The organism is Rhizobium sp. 05L419 (assembly GCF_056397845.1).
The window spans coordinates 55635-81244 of the sequence record NZ_JBFTOF010000012.1; the positions used below are offsets into that span (position 1 = coordinate 55635).

The following is a 25610-nucleotide window of genomic DNA, read 5'->3' on the forward strand; positions in this document are numbered from 1 at the left end:
CGCCGCTTGGTTCGCCGTTAATCACGGGCGCGCATGAACCCTGCCATCGTGGCATCGCAGGGTTGCAGAGTCCAAGCTTGCGTCACTGGCCATTTCTCGCTAGCTCTGTCCGTGCGTCTGTGCGCTGCCAAGCCGCTTTGCCAGCCAACCTCAAGGCTGCATGCCACCGGCTTGTCGCCAGCGAGACGAACGGAATTCGCGAAGCCTGATACGATCGTATCGCCTTCGAAAAACTGATGAACGGACAAAGTCATAGATGAGCCGCCTCGACAGCTTCATTCGCCGTTTGACGGCCCAGCGTGATATCCTCAATGAAATTGTCGCCCTCGTAAACGGGACTGAAGGCCCGGTGATGGAGTTTGGTCTCGGCAACGGACGGACTTACGACCATCTGCGCGAGCATTTTCCCGATCGCCGCATCATTGCCTTCGACCGGGAGGTGCGCTCCTATTCGTCGTCGACGCCTCCGGCCGAAGACGTGATCACCGGCGACATTCGCGAATCTGGACAGGCCTTCCTGGGAATCGGCGCCGCCCTTGCCCATGCCGATATCGGCACTGGCCACGATGATATCGATGCGATCACGCTGACATGGCTGCCGCAACTGATGGTAGGCGTGCTGACGAAGGGCGGCATCGCAGTCAGCGGGTTGCCGCTTGATCGCGCCGAACTCGAGCCGCTGCCGCTGCCTCCCGGCGTCAAGGAAGGCCGCTACTTTCTCTACCGCAGGCGCTGATCACGGCAGAAAGAGCACGTCGTACTGGTCGACGCCGCCCGGCAGGTCGACGACCCGCATCTCCGTCGCTTCGTCTTCGAAGAACACCAGGCAGGTTTCGTAGAAGCCGGCGAGCGAGGTGATGAAGTCGCGGGTTTGATCGGGGCCGTAAAACAGCGGCGTGAACTCCAGATAGAGCGGCACGCGCCGCGACATGAGTGGCGCCATGGAACGGCAGGCCACCGGTTCGTAACCCTCGATGTCCATCCACACCAGGCCGATTGCAGCAGGGTCTATCGCGAGGTCGGCCAGTATCTCGGTGACCGGCATGACAGGAACGCTTATCTTCCTGTCGTTCGCGCTCCGGCGGAGCGCGCTACTCTTGCCGTGATTGTTGGCGTTCATGAAGAAATCGATCTGACCGCGGATTTCGCCGGCGGCGCAATTGACCAAGGTCACCGTCTGTTCGAGGTGGTTCTGCCGGATATTGGTCTGCAGCAGCGGGAAGTTGCGGGGATCGGGCTCTATGCTGACGATATGGGCATAGGTGTGGCTCAGAGCGAAATAGACCGTCTGCGTACCGATGTTGCCGCCGATCTCGAGAAGACTGCTGTGCTTTTTGATCAAACCGCGCTCGCGCAGGACCGCAAGCAGCCTGTCCACGTGCTCCCGCTCGAAGTGGCCTTTGCGAAAGACCTTCCGTCCGATGTAATCGGACGGTGAGAAGGTCATGAGATGATCGTCGGCATCGACGGTCATGGAAACGACCCGCGGTCCGATATTCTCGATCAGCAGGCGTCGGCCGGTGCGGGTATTGAAGAAACGGCTCACAAGAGCATTGCGCATCCTGCGCAGGCGTTTCTTCCAGTATTTTCCTGCAAGCCAGCTGTGGCCGGGCATCAGTCTTTTCCTTGTGCCAGTTCGATCGCCTTGTCCCTCGAAATCACATAGACTTTCAAGGGCAGGGCGCGACCGCGCACGCTGATTTCACGACTTTCCACACCCTCCATGTCGCGGCCCGCCAGCGTAGCGACCGGCTCTGAGATGACGAGTGCGACGTCGAATTCCTTGGCGGCCGTTTCCAGCCGGCTGGCGACGTTGACGGTATCGCCGATCGCCGTCGTGCTGCGGACACGGCCGTAGCCAAGCGTACCAACCACGGCCGGTCCCGTGTGGATGCCGATCGCAATGCGAAGCGGAAGCGGCAGCTCGTCGGTCAATTCCGTGCTCAGCTTCTCGATGTCGCGTGCAATCGCAGCCGCCGCCGACAGCGCCTGCCGGCATGCCTCCTCGGGCGAATTGCCGATGCCGAAGAGGGCCATTGCGCCGTCGCCGATGAATTTGTCGATCCGCCCGCCGGCCTTCTCGACCGCATTGCCGACCAAGGCGAAATAGCGGTTCAGAAGGAAGACGATGTCGAAGGGCAGGCGTGTTTCGGTGAGCGTCGTGAAATGTCTGATATCGCAGAAGAGCACCGCTATCTCCCGTTCACGACCAGGGCTCGTTTCCTGGCTGTTGGCGGGGAGGGTCGTCTCCGTTGCGGGAATGAGCAACGGAACGACGGTAATGTCGGCGACGGGATGAAGCTGGCAGGCAAGACGAACATCGGGTGCGGCGTTGATGCGCCGCAGTGTCGACAGTTCCAGCTTGTCGGGCGGTGGAAGATCCTCGTAGCTGCTGAGCACCTGCACCCGGCAGGTCGAGCATTGACCCTTGCCGCCGCAGACGGAATAATGCGGCACTCCGCCAAGCCGGCTGGCCTCAAGCACGGTGAAGCCGCGCGGCACACGGATCGACTCGCCGCTTTGATAGTGGACGGTGACCTGATCGACCCGCTCCTTCCATCGACGATGCGTGCGCGCGCCGATGACAAGCAGCAGCGCACTCGCGAAGGATCCGTAAAGTCCCGCACGGATCATCGCCACCTGCGTCTGTGCAGCCGGGTCGGTATAATAGCGTGTGTTGAGGTTTGCCTCATAGCGGTAGGTGTCGACAACGCCTTCATAGGCAGGTTCGGCGATCGTCCTGCCCATTTCGATGAAGCCCAGGATGGCGAGCACCGGCACGAGAATGGCAACGGCCAGCAGAGGTGCCGCGACACCCCCGTACCACGTGCGATAGCGCAGCCAGTAGTGCAGGCCGATGCAGCCGTGAAACCACACGACCACGAGTGCGAAGACCTGTCGCAGACCGTTTCCGGGCGACGTTATCCATAGCAGCCGAACGATCGTCTCGTAGTCGTCTCTGTAGTGGAAGAGCGAATGGGCAACGCGGGTTCCGATGACATGATCGATCAGCAGCAGCGGGATCGCCAGTCCCAGCACAATCTGGGCCATTTCTCCCTTTGGCATGACAAGGCTGCGGCGGACATAGATGGAGCGCAGCACGAGTGCGATATGGATGAATATGGCGCCATAGAGGATCAATGAGCCGAGCGGATTTCGCCACAGGCCCATGAATAGCCTTCGCCCCTCATCCGCCGCTGAAACCGAAATCAGGCCCAGCGCATGATTGGAAAAATGCAAAAACACGAAGACGAACATGACGAGACCGGAGCCGAGCCGGGCTCGTCTGATCGAGCGCTGCGAAAAAATGCTGCTGGCCGCGACGGTCGCCATTCAATCCCGTTCTTGAATACCAAATCACAAATACACTAGAGATGTGGCAATTGAGGTGAAATTGCCGCCCCGACCGCGATCGCATGTCACATTCTCGTCATGCAAACCACAAGGAAACCGACGATAGCAGATTCTCTCTTGGCGGGCCCATATGCCGGTTGTGAACAGTCCGTCTCGGCAGGAGTGCCGTGATGCGGATTGCATTCTACGCGCCGCTGAAATCTCCCTACCATCCTGTGCCCTCCGGCGACCGCTTGATGGCGCGTCTGCTGATCCGCGCGCTGGAGCTTGCAGGGCACACTGTCGATGTTGCTTCGGAGTTCCGCAGTTTTGCCGCAACGCCGGAAGCCGCGCTGCAAATGCAGCAGAATGCTGGTAAGGAGTTGGAACGGTTGCGACAGAGATGGGCCGGCGGACCAAGGCCGCAGCTCTGGTTCTGTTATCACCCCTACTATAAATCCCCCGACCTGTTTGGGCCTGACCTCTGCGCCGAGTTCAACATTCCCTGCGTCACAGCGGAGGCCTCCTATTCGCCTAAACGCGATGGAGGCGACTGGGCGCCGTTTCAGGCACGCGTCGCCGCGCAGGTGCGGGAAGCTGCTGTCAACATTGCCTTTACCCAGCGCGACAGGCTGGGTCTCGAGCAGTCCATGCCGCAGGCCCGCATCGCTTCGCTCTCCCCCTTCGTCGACACCGCGCCGTTTGTGGCAGTTTCCTCGAAACCGGAGCCGACAAGGCTGATCTCAATTGCAATGATGCGCAGCGGCGACAAGATGCAAAGCTATGCAATGCTCGCCGCGGCCCTGCGCCTGATCGAAGATCGGCCCTGGACGTTGACGATCGTCGGAGATGGTCCGGTGCGCGCCGAAGTCGAGCGTCTGTTTGCAGATTTCGGCTCCGAGCGTCTTGAATGGCTCGGCGAGCGAAGTGCTGCCGACACCCCAGGAGATCTGGCGGGCGCCGGCATTTATGTCTGGCCGGGCTGCGGCGAGGCCTATGGGCTGGCCTATCTCGAGGCCCAGGCTGCCGGTCTACCCGTTGTGGCGCAGCATACGGCCGGCGTGCCGGAGGTGGTAAAGGCGAACTTGACAGGCTATCTGACACAGGACGGCGATGTCGCGGCCTATGCGGCTGCGATCGATCGCCTGCTCGCCGACCCGTCGAAACGATCCTCAATGGGTGAACGCGCCCGCCGCTTTGTCCTTGAGGAGAGGTCCTTGACGGTCGCAGCGTCGGCCTTGGACTGTATTCTAAAAAAATACGCGGGAGAGGTAGCATGACGGCTGGTCAGACTTGGATGCCGCTGCGAGCGGAGCTTGAACGCTGGAGCGCGGCAGGCCAAATGGCACGGCTGTGGTTTCGCGACGACGATGCGGTGGATCCGACAGACGCGCTGGATAGGCTGCTTGCGCTGACGCGAGACGCTCACGTGCCGCTGACGCTTGCAGTGATCCCGGCCTTGACCGGCAAAGCCCTGGCCGATCACCTTTTCGCAGAGCAGCACGCGGCGGTCGCGCTCCACGGCTGGTCTCATACCAATCATGCTGCCCCTGACGAGAAGAAACAGGAACTTGGAGGCCACCGCCCGGCCGAAGTCGTGCTCGGTGAGCTACGCGACGGGTTCGGCAAGCTTGAGAGGCTTTACCCGCAAAAGCTCGTTCCAATGCTGGTGCCGCCGTGGAACAGGATAGACCAGGCGCTCGTCGCGAAACTTCCCGCGTTGGGGTTGCGCGCCCTGTCCGTCTACGGCCGGGCGAAATCCGGGGGTGCGATCACGTTGCTCAATACCCATGTCGACATCATGAATTGGCACGGAACAAGGGCGGGAAGGCCGCATGCTGAACTCGTTGCAGCCCTTGTGGCGGAGCTGCAGGCTCGCTTCGAAGGTGACCGCGAACCGATCGGTATTCTCGCGCATCATCTCGTCCACGACGCGACTGCCTGGGATTTTCTGTTAAGGCTTCTGGAAGAAACGCAGGACCACCCTGCCGTCGCCTGGATGACAGCGGGGGCCCTGTTGCGAGCCTAAAGCTTGATCACCTGATTGTCGCGGGCGGCAAACGATTTCGGGAAGACGGCCTGCGCCTCCTTCTCCATTGCTTCCAACTGAACGTCCGTACGCGACGGGGCGTGATGGAAGAGCGCGAATTGCTTGGTGCCTGCCATCTTGGCAAGCTCGACGCCATGTTGCCACGTCGAATGACCGAAGCCCTTGAAACGTTGCATTTCGTCTTCGTTGTAGGTGCAGTCGTAGACGGCGAGATCGACGCCCTTCATCATCTCCAGGACCGCCGGGTCGTACACGCCGGGAACATGCTCGATGTCGTAGACGAGGGCGACGGATCGGCCCTGCCACTCGACGCGGTAGCCGATCGCCCCGCCAGGATGGTTGAGCATGAAGGTTCTGATCTTGATGCCGGGCTGCGGTTCCAGCGTCTGACCGGCATGGAAATCGCGGAAGCTCATCGTCGCCTGGCAGATGTCGGTCTTGACCGGGAACCAGGGTGGGCTGATGAACTGCTCGATCATCTCGCGTGTGCTCATCTTGCCGTCGAGATGTCCCGACCAGATCCGAAGATCGATCGAAGGATAGTAGATCGCTTTGAAGAACGGCAGGCCGATGATGTGGTCGTAGTGGCAATGGCTGAAGAACAGGTCGACGTCCCTGACCTCGTCGTTGAGCATGGCAAGACCCGCTTCGCGCACGCCGGAGCCGGCGTCGAAGATCATTCGGTGTTCGCCGCAGCGAATTTCGATGCAGGAGGTGTTGCCGCCATAGCGATCGAATTCGGGGCCGGAGACCGGAATACTGCCGCGAACGCCCCAGAACTTTACCTGAAAGAGATCTTTACTCATCGCGTCTTCAAATTGGGCCAACCCCACCACGCTAGCGTAATCATACTTTGAGCCTGAAGCGAAGCGTGGAATTCCATTGGCCGTCTGTATCCTAGGTATCGTATCCACCCGTTATCACGAGGCGTAGTAGATTTTCCTAAGCAACCGGGTTTTGCTTCGGAAAGCAACTGGTTATGGTTCGGATTCGGTAAATAGGAGATGACACACGGCCATCTTCGAGCGGCAAATCCTCTATTTCGTCCTGATTACATGGGAATTCGATCGCGCAAATACAATTGCCTGCTGCCCGATCGCAGGGGGCAGGAGATGCTGCGCTGTCAAATCGTTGGTGGCATGTTCAATGCAGGCCGCCGACGCCGAGCAACCGCTCGACCGCATCATGGTCGTCGGAAAGTGCTGCGGGGGTTCCCATCCAGGCCAGCCGTCCGCGCTCCAGCACAATCACGTGATCGGCAAAATCCAGAGCGCTCTGAATCCGCTGCTCGACCAGCAGGATCGTCATGTCTCCTGTCTTGGCGAGTTCGGCAAAGGCCGCCATCAGTTCCTCGCAGATGACAGGCGCAAGCCCTTCGAGCGGTTCGTCGAGCAGCAGCACCGATGGACGGCCGAGAATGCTGCGCGCCGTGGACAACATCTGCTGCTCGCCGCCGGAGAGCTGGCTGCCGAGATTGCGGCGACGCTCTTTCAGTCGCGGGAACATGGCATAGGCTTCCTCGAGCGCAGATTTCGGCCGCGCCTTGAGGCCGACGAAGAGGTTCTCCTCGACCGTGAGGGTCGGGAAGATGCAGCGCGCCTGCGGTACATAACCCAGCCCCTGGTGGGCACGTGCGGCGCTCGGCATCTGGGTGACGTCGGCCGACCCGATGCGGATGGTTCCGCCGTAGCGCTTGGTCTGCCCGGCAAGTGTGGCAAGTAAGGTGGTCTTGCCCATGCCATTTCGACCGAGCACGGCAAGTCTTGCACCAGCCGGCACGGAAAAGGATACGCCTTCCAGAACCCGGGTCAGGCCATAGCCCGCGGAAAGGTTCTCGACCTCAAGCGGCGTGGCTGACATTGGCATAGCTCCCAAGATAGGCCTCGCGAACGCGGGCATCCTTTGTGACGTCGGCCGGCGAACCGTCGAAGATGATGGCGCCGGCGGCGAGGACGACGACGCGTTTGGCGAAGCGGAAGACGAGGTCCATGTCGTGCTCGATCATCAGCACGGCCAGATCGGCGGGGAGATCAGCCAGCGCCTGTTCGATACGACCCGTATCGCTCTGCGGCACGCCGGCGGCAGGCTCGTCGAGTAGCAGCACTTTCGGCTTCAACGCCATGGCAACGGCAATTTCGAGCAGACGCTGTTGCCCGTAGGCGATTTCGTTGACCTTGCGGTGCATGAGTTCGCTGAGGCCGAGGGTTCCAAGCAGATTGGAAATCTCCGTCATTACCCCCGGCATGGCGAGGAAGTTTCCGAACATGCGGCCCGTCTGGTCCTCCCGCTGCAGGATCGCAAGACCGACGTGCTCTGCCGGCGTCATCTCCTGGAACAGCCGCGTCACCTGAAAGGAGCGAACCAGACCGCGTTTGACGCGGCCGTTGGCGCCGATCTTCGTCACCGCTTCCCCACCGAGCCTGACCTCGCCGGAATCGGGATGAAGGTTGCCGGTAACCAGATTGACGAAGGTTGTCTTGCCCGCACCGTTCGGGCCGATCAGGGCAACCCTGTCGCCCGGCGCCATCGACAGCGAGACATCGCTGGTAACCGCAAGGCCACCGAAGGACTTTCTGAGGTTTATGACTTCGAAGACGGCGCTCATTTGCCCGCGTCCTTCCTGCGATTGAGGTGGTCTGCCACCGTGCCGTACAGTCCTTTGGGCGCGAACAGGACCACAGCGATCAGAAGCGCTCCTACCATGGTAAGCCAGTGGAAGGGGTTTGCCGCGGACACATAGTCTTCGAAGAGCATGAAAATGACCGTGCCAGAGAGGGCGCCGAACAGTGAACCGGTACCGCCGAGGACGAGCATCACAAGTGATTCTGCCGACATTGTGAAGGAAAGGCTGTCCAGGCCGACGACCTGCGTGGTGATGGCGTTGAGCGCGCCACCGACACCGGCGACGGCACCCGAAATCACATACATCCTGATAAGGGCCGCCTTCGGCGAGGCGCCGATGGCACGGATGCGCAGCGGGTCTTCCTTGATGCCGCGGCACAGCATGCCGAAGGGCGAGCGCACGAGAATGCGCAGGAGTACAAAGACGATCAGGAGCAGGACGATCCCGAAGACATAGGCCGTATGGCCGTAGAGATCGAACTCGAACGTGCCGAGGACGGGATCGGGGGCGATACCCGAAAGGCCGTCGCTGCCGCCCGTCCAGCTCGACGCCTTGTTGGCGAACTCGTGGAAGAGATTGATGAGCGCGATCGACAGCACCAGCTGCGGCAATCCATGGCCCCGCAGAATGATGGCGCCGCTAATCAACCCGGCAGTCGCTCCGCCTGCGATGCCCGCAAGCGTCATCAACAACGGATCGTTGATACCAAAATGCGCCGAAAGAATGCCTGCTGCGTAGGCGCCCGAACCGAAGAGTGCTGCATGGCCAAGCGTGGCAACACCGCAATAGCCTGTGACGAGGTCGAGCGACAGCACCAGCAAGGCGACTGCGGTGATGCGCGTCAACAGGGCCAGATTGTCCGGAAACAACAGGTAGCCGATGACGGCGAGCGCCAGTATCGCTGCGACGCCGGCCGCATCGCGAACGACTGATCGCCGCTGCTGCGCGAAGGTGGAAATCGTAGCGTCGGTGTTCATCGCAAGAGCCATCCTATTTCGCCCTTCCCGCAAGGCCGCGCGGGAACACCCAGATGATGGCGATGACGGCGAGGTAGAAGAAAAATTCGCCGAATTCCGGCATCAGATAGCGCCCGGTCGTATCGATGCCACCGAGCAGCAGACATGCAGTCAATGCGCCGGGGATCGAGCCCGCGCCGCCGACCGACACGACGACCAGAAAGGTGACCATGTAGCGCAACGCATAGTAAGGCTCGACCGGCAGCATCTCTGCGCCGACTACGCCGCCGAAAGCCGCAAGGCCGACAGCGACCGCAAAGCTGAGCGCGTAGACGACCTCGGTGCGAACGCCAAGCGCTGCCGCCATGGCCGCATTGTCGACGGACGCGCGCAGCTTCACTCCGAAACTGGTTCGTTCGATCGCATACCAGAGGCCCCCCGCAACGGCCAGGCCGCACAGGATGGCAAACAGACGGTGGACAGGAATAGTGCGGAAGCCAAGGTCGGCCGAACCCTGCAGGCCAGTGGGGAGTGGAATGGTCTTCAGCGTCGGGCCGAAGACATAATTGGCAATGCCGATAATGCAGAAGGTAATGCCGATGGTCATCAGCACCTGCGTCAGCTCGGGCGCCCCATAGATGCGGCGGTAGAGGAAACGCTCAATCGGGATGGCGATGACGACGGTTCCGATGACGGCGGCAACGACGGCAAAGCCGTAGCCAAGCCCGAGATCGCGCGCGGCGTAGGAGGCGATATAGCCGCCAATCATCGCGAATGCGCCGTGCGCCAGATTGACGACGCGCATCAGGCCCATGGTAACGGAGAGACCGATCGAAATCACGAACAGCACCATGCCATAGGCAAGCGCGTCGACGGCTATGCTGAAGACAGTCTGCATGAGGCTCGTGTTTTCCTTATCCTGTTCACGAAGCGGCCGATTGGATCTTTGTGCCGCGCGGCCACCTCATCCGCCTGCCGGCACCCTCTCTCCGAGGAGAGAAGGGATATTCCGGGCTCGCCGCTCGCTTCCCCTCTCCACTCAGGCAGGGGGAGGGTGAGGGGCTTTCTGCACAATGCCTCGTTATGCCGTTCCTTACTTCGCAGCCGCAAGGCCGGGATCACCCTGCTTTTCGAAGGTCTGGATTTCCTTGTTGTAGTAGGTGCCGTCATTGGTCTTGGTGACCTCGCGCAAATAGATGTTCTGCGTGATGTGTCGGCTTTCCGGATCGATGGAGACGGGCCCGCGCGGGCTCGTCCAGGACAGACCCTTGACCGCATCGACGGCTTTTGCCGCATCCTGTTTGCCGCCGGTTGCTTCGATCATCTTGTAGATGACATGCATGCCGTCATACGCGCCGACCGCGGGGAAGGAGAGTTCGGCCTTGTTGCCGATCGCCTTCGAGGCTGCTTCGACGAATGCCTTGTTTTCAGGCGAATCGTGGGAAACGGCATAATGGAACGTCGTCCGTATACCGAGAGCAGCTTCCCCAAGTGCCGGAAGGTCGGACTCCTGCGTCAGATCGCCAGGAGCGAAGAACTTGATGCCTGCGGTCTTGAGGCCGTTTTCGTTGTAAGCCTTGACAAAGCCGAGCGTGGTCGGGCCGGAGGGCAGGAAGGCGAAGACGCCCTGTGCGCCGGAATCCTTGATGCGTTGCATGATCGGGCTGAAGTCGTTGGTCGACAGCGGCATGCGGATCGCCTCGACGACCTGGCCGCCTTCCTTCTCGAAGGCCGTCTTGAAGGCGTTTTCGGCGTCGACGCCGGGGCCGTAGTCGCTGACCACCGAGATGACCTTGGAAACGCCGGCGTCATGGGCGACCTTGGCGATCGGGGTCGATGTCTGCCACGTGGTGAACGAGGTACGCACGACGAGCGGGCTCTTGGTCACGATGGCCGACGTGGCAGCATTCATAATGATGAGCGGCGTATTCGCCTGTTTGAGGATCGGCGTTACCGCCATGGCGTCGGGAGTGAAATAGAATCCGGCGAGATACTGTACCTTCTCCTTCACAACCAGTTCCTGCGCCAGCGCCTTGGATTGGGCCGGATCGGCTGCGGGCAGATCGCGGTAGATAACCTCGACGGTATTGTCGCCGACCTTGTCGCCATTCATTGCCATATAGGCATCGATGCCGGCCTTGAAGTTCTTACCTTGTAGGGCAAAGGGACCCGAGAAAGGCCCGACGACGCCGACCTTGATCGTCTCGGCATAGGCGGCCGTGCTCATAGCGATTGCCGCGACGGCGGCCAGGACAAACCGTTTCATAAATCCTCCCAGAAAGATGGCGCATCTCCGGCGCCCGGTCAGCACACAGCTAGAACCTTTTACGATAGTGTCTCATTCGAAACGGTAATGTAAAATGAAATAAACGGCGTATTTCATACCTTACAGGTTATGAGTTTCGGTTCCGATCCAACGGATATTCCCGACAAGCTCAAGTGCAAGTCTGAGCGAAACTGCCGTAGCCATAACCATCTGCGGCAGAATAAGCCATTCCAGTGTCCACGCGGCACCCGAGCGTTCCTGCTCGTGTACCAGCGACTGATGAACGCCTGCAAGCTGAACGGCGTTAAAGCGGGCAAGGGCGACGAGCGTCTCGGCACCGACCGGGTTCTGCTTGTCGGCCATCGCCGATGAGCCGCCGCCGCCCGCCAGTGCGATTTCGTCGCCGGCCTGTGCCAGCAGGGCGACATCCTGGCCGAGCTTTCCCAGGCTTCCGGATGTCAGGGAAAGCAGGTTCGCAAGGTCGGCGATGAGCGCACGCTGGCTCTGCCATTGCGGCGCGTCGGTCAGGCCGAGTTCCTGGGCAAGGCGGGCGCGAACTTCGGCCGCCTTGCCCCCAAGCTTGTCGAGCGTACCGGCCGCGCCCCCGAACTGCACCGGGAAGCGTTGCTCCGTCAGCCTATCGCGATAGTCGCCCAGCGGCTCGCGCCAGGCGCGAAGGCGGTCGGAAACGCTGATGGGAATGGCGGCCTGCATACGTGTTCGCCCCATCAAGGGGCGAACACCGCATTGCGTGTCCAGATCCTGGAGTGCGTGAACTATTCCCGAAAGGCGCATTGAAAACACGAATACGACCGCCTTCAGCCGCAACATCAGACTGGTGTCGATCACGTCCTGGCTTGTCGATCCGAGGTGGACATACTCACACGACGGGTTGCCGACCGTGGTTCGAAGTTGCCTGACGAGCTCGGCCACGACCACACCGTCTCGCGCAGTGGCGGCCTTCAGTGCGAGAACATTGGGGCTGAAGTCGTTGCACACGGCACCGATTTGCTCTGCCGCTTCGACGGGTATCACATTGTGGATTGCTTGCGCCCTGGCAAGTGCCGCCTCGAAGGCCAGCATGGCCCGTATGTCGGCTTCGGCGGTAAAATACGATGCCACCTCGGCGTCGCCGAGCAAGCCGGACAGGAATGGATGGTCGAAGGGAGATATCGTCATGAACGTTCGTTCCGTATCACTGCCGCCCCTCATTGGCCTCCATCGCCGGCTCTCGGGGGAAGCAGCCGACAAGAAAAGCCTGTTCCCCCCACCCTTCGGGGAGAGGGCAGGGTAGGGGGTGCCGCAAGTCCCGAGCCAGAATCGCTCGTCTCAGATATCCAAAAATACCGTTTCCTGATCGCCCTGCAGGCGGATATCGAACGTATAGGTCGATCCTTCACGCGCCGCAATGACCGTCACAACGCGTTCGCGGTGCTCGATACGCAGAAGAAGCGGGTCGGCCTTGTTGGCCTCGGTCTCTTCGGGAAAATACATCCGGGTATGCAGCCCGATATTGATGCCGCGCGCAACGATCCAGAACGAGATATGCGGCGCCATCCTGCGCCCGTCCTTGTAGGGAACGCGGCCGGGCTTGATCGTCTCGAACACGTAGACACCGTCCTCCGTGCGCGTCGCGCACCGGCCCCAACCGGTGAAGTTCGGATCGGCCGCACCGCGCATTTCCGATGGACTGTTGTAGAGGCCCGCACTATCGGCCTGCCAGATTTCGACCACTGCATCGCGAACAATGGCGCCGGCGCCGTCGAAGATGCGTCCGGTCACGGTGATGCGCTCGCCAACAGTTTTGTCGTTGACCATCTCAGTACCGAGGTCGGTCTCGTAAACCCCGGTGATGTCGCAGAAATTGGGTGTCAGGCCGATGTGGACATAGGGTCCCGCCGTCTGTGACGGCGTTTCCTTGAGGTAGCCGAGTTCCTGTACCATCAGTTCCCCTCCAGCCGGTTTTCGAACATCGTCGAGCGGCGGCCGCGCAGCACGATATCGAACTTGTAGGCACGTGCATCCATCGGGATCGTGTTGCCCCAATCGAGCGGTGCGATCAGCTGTTCGATGGCGCGCTTGTCCGGGATAGTGCCGACGATCGGACATTTCCAGATCATCGGGTCTCCCTCGAAATACATCTGCGTGATCAACCGCTGGGCAAAGCCGTGACCGAAGATCGAGAAATGAATATGGGCCGGTCGCCAGTCGTTGACGCCGTTCGGCCAGGGATAGGCGCCGGGTCTGACGGTGCGGAAGGCGTACTGGCCGCATTCGTCGGTAATCGCGCGGCCACAGCCGCCGAAATTGGGGTCGATCGCCGCCAGATAGGTCTCTTTCTTGTGGCGGTAGCGCCCGCCGGCATTGGCCTGCCAGAATTCGACGAGTGCGCCAGGAATGGCGCGTCCACGCTCGTCCAGAACGCGGCCATGTACAATAATGCGTTCGCCAATCGCGCTCTCGCCGGGCTTGGCGAAATTGTGGATGAGGTCATTGTCGTGCTCGCCAATCATGGCATGTCCAAAGACCGGGCCGGTGATTTCAGAAATCGTGCCGTCGAGCGACAGCAATGCTCGCTGTGGGGCGCGCAGGACCGAGGTTTTGTACCCTGGCGTCAGAGCGGGCGCATGCCACTCTCTGTCGCGCGCGAAGAAGGCCCCGTTCTCAGGCTTGCGGTTGGCTATATCGGACATCGTTTGCCTTTCAGGCCGCCTTGTCGGCGTCCATCTGTTCGAAGACCTGCTTGGCGATCTTGATGGCGTGATTTGCGGCAGGAACGCCGGCATAGATTGCCACATGCAACAGCGCCTCGCAGACGTCGTCGCGCGATGCGCCGGTATTGGCGGTGGCGCGTACATGCATGGCCACCTCGTCGTCCTGACCGAGTGCTGCCAGAAGTGCGATCGTTACGATCGAGCGTTCGCGGTGCGTCAGCGTCGGGCGCGACCACACATTCCCCCAGGCAGCCTCGGTGATCAGTTCCTGAAATGGCTTGTCAAAATCGGTCGAGCTTGCCTCGGCGCGATCGACATGGGCGTCCCCAAGGACGGCGCGGCGGGTGGCCATGCCCTGCTTGTAGCGCTCGGACGGCACTTGGGGTTCATTCATGGGCTCTCTTCTCCATGCAAGGCGAATTCGATGAACGCGCGGATGACCGACGTCAGGGCTTCGGGTTGTTCGACGCAGGGAATATGCCCGGCATCGCGGATCACTTCGAAACGTGCGTTCGCAATGAGCTTGGCGGTGGCTCTGACCAGATCCGGAGGCGTCGAACCGTCCTGATCGCCGACAATGCAAATCGTCGGAACCGCGATCTTGCCCGCTGCCTCCGTATAGTCGGCATCGCGGATGGCCGCACAGGTGGCAATGTAGCCCTCAACCGGCTGGCGGGCCAGCATGTTGCAATACCCTGCATAGGCCATGTTTTCGGGACGACGGAAGGCCGGTGTGAACCAGCGCTGCATCACCGCATCGACGATGCTGTCGATGCCCGACGTCTCGACGGCGGCGATTCGGGTGTTCCAGCTGTCGGCCGTGCCGATCTTGTGCGCGGTATCGCAGAGGATCAGGCCCCGCACCAGATCCGGGCGGCTGCGATAAAGCGATTGCGCAATCAGCCCGCCCACGGAAAGGCCGCAGATGAAGGCGTTCCTGACGGCGAGGAGGTCGAGCAGGCCCACAAGATCGGAGGCATGGTCCTCGATCGAATAGGGGACCTGGCCGACGTCGGACAAACCATGGCCGCGCTTGTCGTAGAGCACGATTGCGTAGTCACCCGCCAGACGGACGATGACGTCGCGCCAGATGCGGAAATCGGTTCCGAGCGAATTGGCAAAGACGATGACCGGCTTGTCTGCAGGGCCACCGATCAGCTGATAGTGAATGGTGGTGTCGTTGATGCGGGCGAATTGCACTCTAAGATCTCCTCTGCGCACACAGGGCTTCCTCATCGACGTCGACGGAAGAAAACGCCCGTACTCAGACCCGGGTTCAAATTGGATGTTTAATCTGGTTAGGTAAAATGATATTTCGTGGCATTTCGATAACTCTGGGGTTATGAAAATCCATGATCGACAGCCGCGTCAAGTTTCGCCATCTGCAGACGTTTGTCGAGGTCGCACGCCAGAAAAGCGTTATGAAGGCGGCCGAGCTGCTGCACGTCAGCCAGCCGGCGGTGACCAAGACCATCCGCGAGCTGGAAGAGGTGCTTGGCGTCGAGGTTTTCGAGCGCGACGGGCGCGGTATCAAGATCACCCGCTATGGCGAAGTTTTCCTGCGCCATGCCGGGGCTGCTCTGACGGCGCTGCGCCAGGGCCTCGATTCCGTCTCGCAGGAGCGCTTCGGCGATGCCCCACCGATCCGCATCGGCGCGCTGCCGACGGTTTCCACGCGCGTCATGCCGCGCGCCATGGAGCTGTTCTTGCGGGAGAAGACCTGGAGCCGGATCAAGATCGTCACCGGCGAGAATGCCGTGCTTCTGGAGCAGCTCCGCGTCGGTGATCTCGATCTCGTCGTCGGCCGCCTGGCCGGACCTGAGAAAATGGCCGGCTTCTCCTTTGAACATCTGTATTCCGAGCAAGTGGTCTTTGCGGTCCGCGCCGGGCATCCGCTGCTCACGACCAAACACTCGCTCTTTGCTAGTCTCGGCGAATACACCGTTTTGATGCCGACCCGAGCCTCGATCATCCGGCCGTTCGTGGAGAGCTTCCTGATCGCCAACGGCGTCGCCAGCCTGCCCAGCCAGATCGAGACGGTGTCGGATTCCTTCGGCCGCGCCTTCGTGCGCTCCAGCGACGCAGTCTGGATCATCTCGACTGGCGTCGTCGCAACAGACATTGCCGACGGTTTGCTTGCGGTGCTTCCCGTCGACACCAGCGAGACCAAGGGGCCTGTCGGTTTGACGATGCGCACCGACTCCATTCCGTCGATGCCTCTCTCGATCCTGATGCAGACGATCCGGGAGGCCGCGACGGATGTGACCGCGAAGGCTTAGCGCGCAGACATCGCTGCGATCTGGTCGGCCCCTGCTGTCTGTGGTAAGCTTCGTGGAAGAACGGCGCACGGGGTAGCTCATGGGAAACGCGGCCGCATTGCATGGAACCTGGCGCATGGTTTCCTGGACGCGAACAGCGGTCAAGTCCGGCCTTGCTACCGATGCCATGGGCGTTGATCCTGTCGGATATCTCTCCTACCAGCCGGACGGCAGGATGATGGCGGTCGTGGTGAGCCGGCAACGTCCGGTCCTCGGCAACGGGCTGCCGAGCGACGCTGAAAAAATCGCGCTTTTCGACACTATGCTGGCTTATGCCGGCTCCTACACGTTCGAAAATGGCCGGGTCGTGCACCATGTGGACGCAAGCTGGAACCCGGCCTGGGGTATTGCCGATCTGATCCGGCCGTTCTCCATCGACGGCAACAGGCTGGTCATCAGCGGCGCACCGGGCGTCGATCCGACGACAGGAGAAGAGGTCGTCTACCGCATCGAGTTCCGAAAGGTATAACCCCGGCGCACTGGCCAGACGCAGACTGCCTCCAAGCTTGGCCTGACAGCGCCGAAATGAAGGGAACCGCCGGCGCAGTTCCTGCAGGAAGCGCGTATTCAGGTGAGGAAGCTCTGCTTCATGGTCATCGATACCACCCCAGCAAAAATCACTCGGATGGGTCCACCGGTCTGGCGCAAACCTGGGCGATTGAAAGCTGGCGTGGCTGTGTCGACCTGCGTGGGCCAACGCAAGCCCATCGCCGGCGAGCTCTCTGGGGAGGTTCATCGTGAGGAATGAACCGGATCACGGCTGGGTGGCACGAAGAGCGGGCTACTTCATCGCCTTGCTCGTCCTGGCCATGCTGGCGGGCTTGCCGCTGGCGGTATGGATGGATGTCAGCAGTCTCTCGCAGGGGGCTTTGAAGCGGCAGGCGCAGGACATGAGCTCGCTCATCACCAGCATCCGTTCCTACTACGCCAGTAACGTCGTCGGGCGGGTGCTCGCGGCGCATGCGGCTGGCGAGAATGCCGGCACGGTGGTGTCGCACGACTATGCCCATATCCCCGGAGCGATCCCGATACCGGCGACGCTCTCGCTCGAACTCGGCGACGTGATCAAACAGCAGCAGGCGAATGTCACCTACCGGTTCGTCTCCGACCTGCCGTTCAAGAGGCGACCGTCGCATGATCTCGACGCGTTCGAGGCAGCCTCTCTTGCCGCCCTTCGCGCCGATCCGAAGCGGTCCCTGACGGAGGTCAGCCGCAGCGGCTTCACGAACACCTTCAGGCTGGTGACACCTGTGATCATGGGCCAGACCTGCGTCGCCTGTCACAACACTCACCCGGAAAGTCCGAAGACCGATTGGAAGGTCGGTGACGTCAGGGGCATCCAGGAGATCATCATCAAGCAGCCGTTTGCGAGCAATGTCTTCGCGTTCAAATACCTGCTTTTCTATTTCCTCTGCGTGGCCGGCCTTGGCATCACCCTCATTGCAATCCAGCAGCATCAAGCCGCGCTCATCCAGGGGTTCAACCACGAACTTGAATCGGCGAACGAGTTTCTGGCCAGTATCTCCCTGAAAATCTCCCGCTACCTGTCGCCGCAGATCTACAAGAGCATTTTCAGCGGGCAGAAGGACGTCGTGATCCAGACAGAGCGCAAGCGCCTGACCATCTTCTTCTCGGATATCAAGGACTTCACCGCAACGACGGAACGATTGCAGCCGGAAGCCCTGACCGGGATGCTGAACGAATATCTGACGGAAATGTCCGCCATCGCGCTGAAGCACGGCGGTACGCTCGACAAGTTCATCGGCGACGCGGTGCTGGTGTTCTTCGGCGACCCCGAGACGAAAGGGGCGGTCGAAGACGCAAAGGCCTGCCTTCAGATGGCGATAGACATGCAATGGCACTTGGGCGAACTGAAAGCCAAGTGGCGGCGCGACGGGACGGAAGAGCCATTTGTCGTCAGAATGGGCATCAATACCGGGTACTGCAACGTTGGGAATTTCGGCAGTAACGACCGGATGGACTATACGATCATCGGGGCGGAGGCCAATCTCGCTGCCCGCCTTCAATCGATCGCCGAGGGCGGAAAGATTGTCATCAGCTACGAAACCTATGCCTTGGTCAAGGATATCGTCGATGCCAGCCCGCTACCGCCGATCACGATGAAGGGAATCCAGCGCGAAATCATTCCCTATGCGGTCAACGGACTGCTCCACAGCGACGATCGCACCATCCGTGTCCTCAGTGAGCATTTTTCGGGTCTCGACCTGCATCTGGACATTAGCCAGCTCGATCCCGCCGAACGAACCCGCGTGCGCGCAGCACTTGAGGAAGCGATGGCGGCGATCGAGGAGCGGCGTCAATCCTGAGGTCGCCTTAGGAGTGCCTGAGGGGATTTCTCAGGTGGGCGAGCGGCGGTGTGACGCATAAGCACCGCCGCTCCCCCATGCGCCCTTCCGTGGATGGCGGAAGGGAAGGCACTGTATGATCGGATCGTCCGATCATACAGCAAGTCACAATCCCGAAGCGTTCATTGCCCGTTCGGACACGCAGCGCTTTAGTACGGAAGGCCGACATAGTTCTCCGCAAGCACGGTCGAGGCGGCGCGCGAATGCGTGAGGTAATCCAGTTCGGCTTCCTGGATGCGCTGGTCGAAATCGCCGGCATCAGGGAACCGGTGCAGCATGGTGGTCATCCACCAGGAAAATCGAACTGCCTTCCAAACGCGCGCAAGCGCTTTTTGCGAGTAGGCGTCTATGCCGGCATTCGAGCCGTCCCGGTAATGCTCGATGAGGCCGGAGGACAGATAGTGCACGTCGCTCGCGGCAAGATTGAGGCCCTTCGCGCCCGTCGGCGGCACGATGTGGGCGGCGTCCCCGGCAAGGAAGAGCCGGCCGAAACGCATCGGTTCGGCGACGAATGAGCGAAGCGGCGCGATCGACTTTTCAAACGACGGTGCGATGTTCATCGCCTCGGCGTGATGGGCGGGCAGGCGGCGGCGCACTTCGTCCCAGAAGCGGGCGTCGCTCCAGTCCTCGACCTTTTCATCGAGCGTACACTGGATGTAATAGCGGCTGCGGTGGGCCGAGCGCATCGAACACAGCGCGAAGCCGCGGGGATGATTGGCATAGATCAGTTCATGGCTGACGGGCGCGACGTCGGCCAGAATGCCGAGCCAACCGAAGGGATAGACCTTCTCGAAGGTTCGAAGCGACTTTTCCGGCACGGCCTTGCGGCTCGCGCCGTGAAATCCGTCACATCCGGCGATGAAATCGCAGTCGATGCGGTGGGCGACGCCCTCTTTCTCGTAAGTGACGTAGGGCGCCTGTCCGTCGAAATCGTGAGGGTGCACGTTGATTGCATCGTAGATGCTGGGCGCGCCGATCGTCTCGCGGCACTCCATGAGGTCATGCGTTACCTCCGTCTGGCCATAGACCATGACGCGCTTTCCGCCGGTCAGGCCGAAAAGGTCAATGCGATGATCGCGCCCGTCGAACGCAAGGGAGAAGCCGTCATGCGGCAATCCCTCGGCATGCATCCGTGCACCGGCCTTGGCCTTGTCGAGCAGACCCACCGTGCCTTCTTCCAGCACGCCGGCTCGCACGCGGCCGAGAATGTAGTCCTTGCCTGCCCGATCGAGGATGACGGTGTCGATGCCGGCCTCCGCCAGCAATTGACCAAGCAGGAGCCCCGAAGGTCCCGAGCCGATAATCGCAACCTGAGTGCGCATACGTCCTCCCGTCCTTGTCTTTTGCCAGATTCTGCCGGGTCGGAGCAGGTTGAACAATGGACATTTCGTTCAAGAAATTGCACTAATCGAACATTGAACTGGTGACGCGTGATGGCAAACTCTGTTCCGATCTACGAGCTGTATGGTGAAAATGTCGGCAGAAACCCCGACTTTTGGCTTCATTGCGAGACGATCCCATCGCGCAGTAGCCTGCATCACTGGGAGATCCGACCCCACCGCCACGACAGTTTCTTTCAGATATTGTACATTGATGGCGGTTCAGGAGAGGCGCTGTTCGATGGCGTATGGCATATGATCCCGACCTATTCGGTCGTCACCGTTCCGCCGGCGCTCGATCATKGTTTCCGTTTCTCCAGGGACATCGACGGCGTCGTCATCACCGTGCTGACATCGCACCTGAAAACGATACCCGGCGATCGCAGCAGCCTCGGTGCGTGGCTTGCAAGACCGCATCTGACGCCGCTCGACATGGCGAACGAGGATGCAGCCTACGTGGCGCAGTCGCTGCGCCGTCTCGGCACCGAGTTTGCGGCCCGCCGCAGCGGTCGCACGGATCTGCTCGAAGCCTATCTGACAACGGCGTTGCAGCTGACGGCGCGGCTATCCTCAACCGGTCGGGAGGGCAATGCGGCCTCCGATGAGAACGAACGACGGATGGAACTGCTGAACGGCCTGATCCAGCGCCATTATCGGTCCCACAAGCCGGCACCATACTATGCGGACCAACTCGGTATCTCGCCGACCCACCTGAACCGGATCGTGAAGGCGACGACCGGCCTTGGCACGCACGAGCTGATCGCGCGCAAGCTGATCGACGAGGCCAAGCGTGAGCTTGTCTTCACCTTGGACAGCGCCCAGGAGATCGGCTATCGCCTGGGGTTCGTGGATCCGGCCTATTTCTCGCGGTTCTTCCTGAGGCAGACCGGGCAGACGCCGCGAAGCTGGCGGCTCGCAGAACGCGGGAAACTCGGCGCGCTCAACGCGGCCTAGCGCAGGACGAGACGCAAGGCTTTCCGGGTCTCCTGTAGCAGCGGCAGATAGCGCTCGGCCATCTCCGACGCCAAGACATGGGCTGCCGGCGCCCCGATATTGATCGCCGCAACCGTTTGGCCGCGGTCGTTCTCGACCGGCACTGCAATCGAGCAGAGGCCGATTTCCAGTTCCTGATTGATGATTGCATAACCTTGCGAGCGCACCCTGCGGAACTCGGCGATCAGCTCTTCAGGGTCGGTTTTGGTCGTCGGGGTGTTCTGCTTCAGGTCGGTTTTCTCAAGGATCGCGCGGGCTTCGCCTTCGGATAGGGAGGCGAGCAGCACGCGTCCCATCGAGGCGCAATAGGCGGGCAGCCGGCTTCCCGGTGTGAGGTTGATCGACATCACGCGGCGCTGCGAGGCGCGGGCGATATAGACGATCTCCGTGCCGTCGAGAACAGAGGCAGAGGCGCTTTGGCCGGCCTTCTCGGACAACTGATCGAGATGCGGCTGAATGAGCGCCGGCAGTGGCGTAGCAGACAGATAGGCGTGGCCGAGCCGCAGGATCTTCGGGGTCAGCGCAAAGAACTTGCCGTCATAGTCGGCATAGCCGAGCTCTGCGAGCGTCAGCAGCGATCGACGCACCGTGGCGCGGTCAAGGCCGGTGAGCTTCGCTGCCTCGGCGATGGAAAGCCGCTGTCGCGTCTCCTCGAAGGCCTCGATCACCCTCAGGCCTCTCGCGAAGCCGCTGACGAAATCCGTTTCGCGCATTCCTGTTCCCCTGATATCAGCGATCATGTGCGATATATGAACAAATGTCAAATAACGCACAAAATGTTTGACGATCGGTTGAGAGAGGCGCTTATTGACGCCCGTTCGACAGCATGATCGCGGGAGGCCAGATGGCGAAGATCGTATCCTTGAAGGAAGCAGTGGCGGAAAACGTCCGGGATGGTGACACCGTTGCCATGGAAGGTTTCACCCACCTCATTCCCTATGCGGCCGGCCACGAAGTGATCAGGCAGGGCCGCAAGGACCTGTATCTCGTCCGCATGACGCCAGACATCCTTTACGATCAATTGATCGGCGTGGGCGCTGCACGTGGCATGAAATTCTCCTGGGGCGGCAACCCCGGCGTGGGCTCATTGCATCGCTTCCGCGACGCCGTGGAAAACCAGTGGCCGCGGCCGCTGGAGATCGAAGAGCACAGCCATGCTGCGATGGCGAACGCCTATGAAGCGGGTGCTGCCAATCTACCCTTCGCCATGCTGCGCGGCTATATCGGCGCCGATCTGCCGAAGGTAAATCCGAACATCAAATCGGTGATATGCCCCTTCACCGGTGAAGTTCTCGCCGCAGTTCCGGCGATCCGCCCTGACGTCACGATCATCCACGCACTGCGAGCCGACAGGAAGGGCAACGTGCTGCTGGAAGGCATCGTCGGCGTCCAGAAGGAGGCGGTTCTCGCCGCCAGGCGTTCGATCGTGACCGTCGAGGAAATCGTCGATGATCTCGCCCCGCCGTCGCCGAACTCTGTCGTGTTGCCGAGCTGGGCGGTGACGGCTGTTGCCGAAGTGCCCGGCGGCGCCTTCCCATCCTATGCGCAGGGCTACTATCCCCGATCGAACGCCTTCTACATCGCCTGGGACGAGATTGCCCGCGACCGCGAGAGCTTCGAGAAATGGATCGATGAAAACGTCATGATGGCGCAGCCGGAGGATTTTGCCCGGCATGCGAAGAAGCGGGCGGCATGAGGAGGCTGGCATGAGCGATTTTACCCCAACCGAAATGATGACAATCGCCGCGTCCCGCGCTCTCACCAACGACGACGTCTGTTTCGTCGGCATCGGAGCGCCGTCGGCCGCCTGCAACGTCGCGCGCCTGACGCATGCGCCCGATATCACGCTGATATACGAAAGCGGCACCGTCGGCACCAAGCCCGACGTCCTGCCGCTGTCGATCGGTGACGGCGAACTGTGCGACACAGCGCTCTTCACGGTCTCGGTGCCCGAGATGTTCCGCTACTGGCTACAGGGCGGTCGCGTCACTACCGGCTTTCTTGGCGGCGCCCAGATCGACAAGTTTGCCAACCTCAATACGACGGTCGTCGGGCCCTACGAACGCCCGAAGGTCCGTCTGCCGGGCGGCGGCGGGGCGCCGGAGATCGCCAGCAATTGCGGCCAGATCTTTATCACCATGGCGCTCTCTCGGCGCGGTTTCGTCGAGAAACTGCCCTTCGTCACCTCGATGGGCCACGGCGAGGGCGGCAATCACCGCGAACGCCTCGGCATGAAGACCAAGGGTCCGACCCGCGTCATCACCGACTTGTGCATTCTCGAGCCGGATCCGGCGACGAAGGAGCTGACCGTGGTCTCGATCCACCAAGGCGTCGGCCGCGAGCAGATCGTCGAAAACTGCGGCTGGGCGATCAAGTTTGCCGATCAGGTGATCGAGACCCCGGTGCCGACCGAAATAGAGCTGGCGACGTTGCGCGATATCAACGCGCGCACGAAGAAGGCCCATCAGGGCGCCAAGGAGACCGCGTAAATGCCCGAGGCCTATATCTGCGATTACATTCGCACGCCGATCGGCCGCTTCGGCGGCTCGCTTTCGGCCGTCCGCGCCGATGATCTTGGCGCTGTCCCGCTGCGGGCACTTGTCGAGCGAAACGGCTCCGTCGATTGGGCGGGCGTTGACGACGTGATTTTCGGCTGTGCCAATCAGGCTGGCGAGGACAATCGCAACATTGCGCGCATGTCACTGCTTTTGGCGGGCCTGCCGGTCTCGGTCCCCGGCACCACGATCAACCGTCTCTGTGGCTCGGGCATGGATGCGGTGATCGCGGCTGCCCGCGCGATCCGCGCCGGCGAAGCGGATCTCATGATCGCCGGCGGCGTCGAAAGCATGTCGCGCGCCCCCTTCGTCCTGCCGAAGGCCGATACCGCCTTTTCCCGACACGCCGAGATCTACGACACGACGATCGGCTGGCGTTTCGTCAACCCGCTTATGAAGGAGCAGTACGGCGTCGATTCGATGCCCGAAACGGGCGAGAACGTCGCTGAGGACTACAAGGTCAGCCGCCAGGATCAGGATGCGTTTGCCGTCCGCAGTCAGGCAAAGGCAGCAGCGGCGCAGACCAATGGCCGCCTCGGCAAGGAAATCACCGCTGTCTCGATCCCGCAGCGCAAGGGGGATCCCATCGTCATCGACAGGGACGAGCATCCACGCGCAACGACCATCGAGACGCTCGCCAAGCTCGGCACGCCCTTCAAAAAGGAAGGCGGCACGGTAACTGCAGGCAACGCTTCCGGCGTCAACGACGGCGCAGCAGCCCTGATTATCGCTTCCGAAGCTGCTGCGAAGAAATACGGCCTGACGCCGATCGCCCGCGTTCTCGGCGGCGCCGCAGCAGGCGTGCCGCCGCGCGTCATGGGCGTCGGCCCGGTCCCTGCATCGCGCAAGCTGATGGCACGGCTCGGAATGTCGCAGGACCGGTTCGACGTCATCGAACTCAACGAAGCCTTCGCTTCGCAGGGGCTGGCAGTCCTGCGCGAACTCGGCATCGCCGACGACGATGCCCGCGTCAATCGCAACGGCGGCGCAATCGCACTCGGACATCCCCTCGGAATGTCGGGCGCCCGCATCACCGGCACGGCCGCACTGGAACTCCACGAAACCGGCGGGCGCTATTCGCTCTCCACCATGTGCATCGGCGTCGGGCAGGGCATTGCGATTGCGCTGGAACGGGTTTGAAACGCGCTAGCTGCCGGCGCCGTCCAAATGGCCGATCGGGGACGGACGCTCTGCCGCAGCCTCAAGGCATCAGTTGTCCGCCGTTGACCTCGATGATCTGGCCGGTAACATAGCCGGACAGCGTCTGCGAGGCGAGGAAGAGATAGGCACCGACGCAATCTTCCGGTGTTCCCACGAAGCCCATGGGAATTGATTTGCGCTGTAGTTCCATCTGCTCGTCGTTCGTATATCGCTCGTGAAATGGAGTGGCGATAACACCGGGCGCCACGGCATTGACCCGGATCTGGTCCGCCACGAATTCCTTGGCGTGGCCACGCGTGATGGTCGATACGAAACCCTTCGACGCAGCATAGAGGATCGCGCCATTGCCGCCGCCGTTGCGGGCTGCAATCGATGTCGTGTTGATGATGAAGCCCCCCTGCTTCTTCAGCCAGGGATGAGCTGCGCGCGTCGCAGCAAGCACGGAACGAGCGTTGAGATCCATCACCTTGGTATAGTGCTCGTCGGTATACTCTGCGGTCGGCTTGCGCCCGAGCATGCCGCCTGCATTATTCACCAGCCCGTCGAGGTGGCCGAAGGTTTTGGCGGATTCCTCCACGACGCGCTCGGTTTCGCCTTCCCTGGACACGTCGCCGTGTACCAGGTGCACAGTCCCGCCCTCAGCCCGGATCTCGTCCGCCAGCTTCTCGGCGGGTTCGCGGCTCACGTTGTAGTGAATGGCGACCTTCATGTCCTGCGCCGCAAAGGCGCGGGCGAGCGCTGCGCCAATGCCTGTCGAGGCTCCGGTGATCAGGACGGCCTTGCCTGCCAGGTCCGGAATTTTGATGGTGGCCAGCATTTGAGCAAGATTTGCCATGGCAGCAACGATCTCCAGTCATATTGACGCGTGAATGATGAGTGAATGACGAGAACCTATC

At 61.3% G+C, this 25610-nt stretch carries 26 protein-coding genes; 10 read left to right on the top strand and 16 right to left on the bottom strand.

Annotated features, from left to right (window positions below):
- Positions 1–256: 256 nt before the first annotated feature.
- Positions 257–736: a class I SAM-dependent methyltransferase gene (locus tag AC1DMK_RS16655; RefSeq protein WP_037058154.1), complete on the top strand. Its 480-nt coding sequence runs from the start codon at positions 257–259 to the stop codon at positions 734–736.
- Here the strand turns inward: AC1DMK_RS16655 and AC1DMK_RS16660 are convergent, their stop codons facing one another.
- Together AC1DMK_RS16660 and AC1DMK_RS16665 are read right to left on the bottom strand one after the other, a co-directional pair.
- The gene (locus AC1DMK_RS16660) at positions 737–1615 is read right to left on the bottom strand and encodes an FkbM family methyltransferase (protein ID WP_477860429.1); all 879 of its coding nucleotides are present in this window, start codon (positions 1613–1615) and stop codon (positions 737–739) included. It abuts the gene before it with no gap.
- A complete protein-coding gene (locus AC1DMK_RS16665) occupies positions 1615–3333 on the bottom strand; it encodes an adenylate/guanylate cyclase domain-containing protein (RefSeq protein ID WP_477860431.1) in 1719 nt (572 codons plus the stop codon). Before AC1DMK_RS16665 ends, AC1DMK_RS16660 begins: the two co-directional genes overlap by 1 nt.
- A gap of 191 nt (positions 3334–3524) precedes the next feature.
- Here AC1DMK_RS16665 and AC1DMK_RS16670 point away from each other — a divergent pair, with 191 nt between their 5' ends.
- Complete coding sequence (locus AC1DMK_RS16670) at positions 3525–4613, top strand: glycosyltransferase family 4 protein (protein ID WP_477860432.1); 1089 nt, start codon at positions 3525–3527, stop codon at positions 4611–4613.
- Entirely contained in the window at positions 4610–5362 is a 753-nt protein-coding gene (locus tag AC1DMK_RS16675; RefSeq protein WP_477860433.1) for a polysaccharide deacetylase family protein, read from the top strand. The genes AC1DMK_RS16670 and AC1DMK_RS16675 overlap by 4 nt, the downstream gene beginning before the upstream one ends.
- Here the strand turns inward: AC1DMK_RS16675 and AC1DMK_RS16680 are convergent.
- The 11 genes from AC1DMK_RS16680 to pcaD form a co-directional block, all read right to left on the bottom strand.
- Positions 5359–6189: an MBL fold metallo-hydrolase gene (locus AC1DMK_RS16680; RefSeq protein ID WP_037058162.1), complete on the bottom strand. Its 831-nt coding sequence runs from the start codon at positions 6187–6189 to the stop codon at positions 5359–5361. The two genes, AC1DMK_RS16675 and AC1DMK_RS16680, sit on opposite strands and share 4 nt — an antisense overlap.
- A gap of 337 nt (positions 6190–6526) precedes the next feature.
- A complete protein-coding gene (locus tag AC1DMK_RS16685; RefSeq protein WP_477860436.1) occupies positions 6527–7243 on the bottom strand; it encodes an ABC transporter ATP-binding protein in 717 nt (238 codons plus the stop codon).
- Positions 7224–7988, bottom strand: a complete 765-nt coding sequence (locus tag AC1DMK_RS16690; RefSeq protein WP_477860438.1) for an ABC transporter ATP-binding protein — start codon at positions 7986–7988, stop codon at positions 7224–7226. Before AC1DMK_RS16690 ends, AC1DMK_RS16685 begins: the two co-directional genes overlap by 20 nt.
- Positions 7985–8995, bottom strand: a complete 1011-nt coding sequence (locus AC1DMK_RS16695) for a branched-chain amino acid ABC transporter permease (protein WP_477860440.1) — start codon at positions 8993–8995, stop codon at positions 7985–7987. Before AC1DMK_RS16695 ends, AC1DMK_RS16690 begins: the two co-directional genes overlap by 4 nt.
- 1 nt (position 8996) lies before the next feature.
- Positions 8997–9860 carry a branched-chain amino acid ABC transporter permease gene (locus tag AC1DMK_RS16700; protein WP_477860442.1) on the bottom strand — a complete coding sequence of 288 codons (864 nt, stop codon included), beginning with the start codon at positions 9858–9860 and terminating at the stop codon, positions 8997–8999.
- Positions 9861–10055: 195 nt separating this feature from the next.
- Positions 10056–11228, bottom strand: a complete 1173-nt coding sequence (locus AC1DMK_RS16705; protein ID WP_477860444.1) for an ABC transporter substrate-binding protein — start codon at positions 11226–11228, stop codon at positions 10056–10058.
- Positions 11229–11348: 120 nt separating this feature from the next.
- Positions 11349–12407, bottom strand: coding sequence for a 3-carboxy-cis,cis-muconate cycloisomerase (locus tag AC1DMK_RS16710; RefSeq protein ID WP_477860446.1), 1059 nt, complete (start codon positions 12405–12407; stop codon positions 11349–11351).
- Positions 12408–12557: 150 nt separating this feature from the next.
- Positions 12558–13172, bottom strand: a complete 615-nt coding sequence (pcaG, locus tag AC1DMK_RS16715; protein ID WP_477860448.1) for a protocatechuate 3,4-dioxygenase subunit alpha — start codon at positions 13170–13172, stop codon at positions 12558–12560.
- Positions 13172–13921, bottom strand: coding sequence for a protocatechuate 3,4-dioxygenase subunit beta (gene pcaH, locus AC1DMK_RS16720; RefSeq protein WP_477860450.1), 750 nt, complete (start codon positions 13919–13921; stop codon positions 13172–13174). Before pcaH ends, pcaG begins: the two co-directional genes overlap by 1 nt.
- A 10-nt stretch (positions 13922–13931) precedes the next feature.
- On the bottom strand, positions 13932–14336 hold the full coding sequence (gene pcaC / locus AC1DMK_RS16725) for a 4-carboxymuconolactone decarboxylase (RefSeq protein ID WP_477860452.1): 405 nt from the start codon (positions 14334–14336) through the stop codon (positions 13932–13934).
- Positions 14333–15142 (bottom strand): 3-oxoadipate enol-lactonase, encoded by an 810-nt coding sequence (gene pcaD, locus AC1DMK_RS16730; RefSeq protein WP_477860454.1) that lies wholly within the window; start codon positions 15140–15142, stop codon positions 14333–14335. The genes pcaC and pcaD overlap by 4 nt, the downstream gene beginning before the upstream one ends.
- Before the next feature lie 152 nt (positions 15143–15294).
- On the opposite strand from pcaD, the gene pcaQ reads away from it, so the two are divergent.
- The 3 genes from pcaQ to AC1DMK_RS16745 all read left to right on the top strand — a co-directional run bounded on the left by pcaQ (position 15295) and on the right by AC1DMK_RS16745 (position 18587).
- Complete coding sequence (gene pcaQ / locus AC1DMK_RS16735; protein ID WP_477860456.1) at positions 15295–16221, top strand: pca operon transcription factor PcaQ; 927 nt, start codon at positions 15295–15297, stop codon at positions 16219–16221.
- 79 nt (positions 16222–16300) lie between these two features.
- Positions 16301–16729 carry a lipocalin-like domain-containing protein gene (locus tag AC1DMK_RS16740; RefSeq protein WP_477860458.1) on the top strand — a complete coding sequence of 143 codons (429 nt, stop codon included), beginning with the start codon at positions 16301–16303 and terminating at the stop codon, positions 16727–16729.
- Between the two features lie 340 nt (positions 16730–17069).
- Complete coding sequence (locus AC1DMK_RS16745; RefSeq protein WP_477860592.1) at positions 17070–18587, top strand: adenylate/guanylate cyclase domain-containing protein; 1518 nt, start codon at positions 17070–17072, stop codon at positions 18585–18587.
- 188 nt (positions 18588–18775) lie between these two features.
- Here AC1DMK_RS16745 and pobA read toward each other — a convergent pair whose 3' ends face one another.
- Positions 18776–19948: a 4-hydroxybenzoate 3-monooxygenase gene (gene pobA, locus AC1DMK_RS16750; RefSeq protein WP_477860460.1), complete on the bottom strand. Its 1173-nt coding sequence runs from the start codon at positions 19946–19948 to the stop codon at positions 18776–18778.
- A gap of 111 nt (positions 19949–20059) precedes the next feature.
- On the opposite strand from pobA, the gene AC1DMK_RS16755 reads away from it, so the two are divergent.
- Positions 20060–20959: a helix-turn-helix domain-containing protein gene (locus AC1DMK_RS16755; protein ID WP_477860462.1), complete on the top strand. Its 900-nt coding sequence runs from the start codon at positions 20060–20062 to the stop codon at positions 20957–20959.
- Here the strand turns inward: AC1DMK_RS16755 and AC1DMK_RS16760 are convergent.
- Positions 20956–21711, bottom strand: coding sequence for an IclR family transcriptional regulator (locus AC1DMK_RS16760; protein ID WP_477860464.1), 756 nt, complete (start codon positions 21709–21711; stop codon positions 20956–20958). The genes AC1DMK_RS16755 and AC1DMK_RS16760 overlap by 4 nt on opposite strands.
- 131 nt (positions 21712–21842) lie before the next feature.
- Between AC1DMK_RS16760 and AC1DMK_RS16765 the strand changes: the two genes are divergently transcribed.
- From AC1DMK_RS16765 to pcaF, 3 genes are read left to right on the top strand one after another with little or no spacing between them, the layout of a single operon-like run.
- Complete coding sequence (locus AC1DMK_RS16765; protein WP_477860466.1) at positions 21843–22694, top strand: CoA transferase subunit A; 852 nt, start codon at positions 21843–21845, stop codon at positions 22692–22694.
- Between the two features lie 10 nt (positions 22695–22704).
- Positions 22705–23487 carry a CoA-transferase subunit beta gene (locus AC1DMK_RS16770; RefSeq protein WP_477860468.1) on the top strand — a complete coding sequence of 261 codons (783 nt, stop codon included), beginning with the start codon at positions 22705–22707 and terminating at the stop codon, positions 23485–23487.
- Entirely contained in the window at positions 23488–24693 is a 1206-nt protein-coding gene (gene pcaF, locus AC1DMK_RS16775; RefSeq protein ID WP_477860470.1) for a 3-oxoadipyl-CoA thiolase, read from the top strand.
- Between the two features lie 61 nt (positions 24694–24754).
- On the opposite strand, the gene AC1DMK_RS16780 is transcribed toward pcaF, so the two are convergent.
- A complete protein-coding gene (locus AC1DMK_RS16780; protein ID WP_477860472.1) occupies positions 24755–25549 on the bottom strand; it encodes an SDR family NAD(P)-dependent oxidoreductase in 795 nt (264 codons plus the stop codon).
- Positions 25550–25610 lie beyond the last annotated feature (61 nt).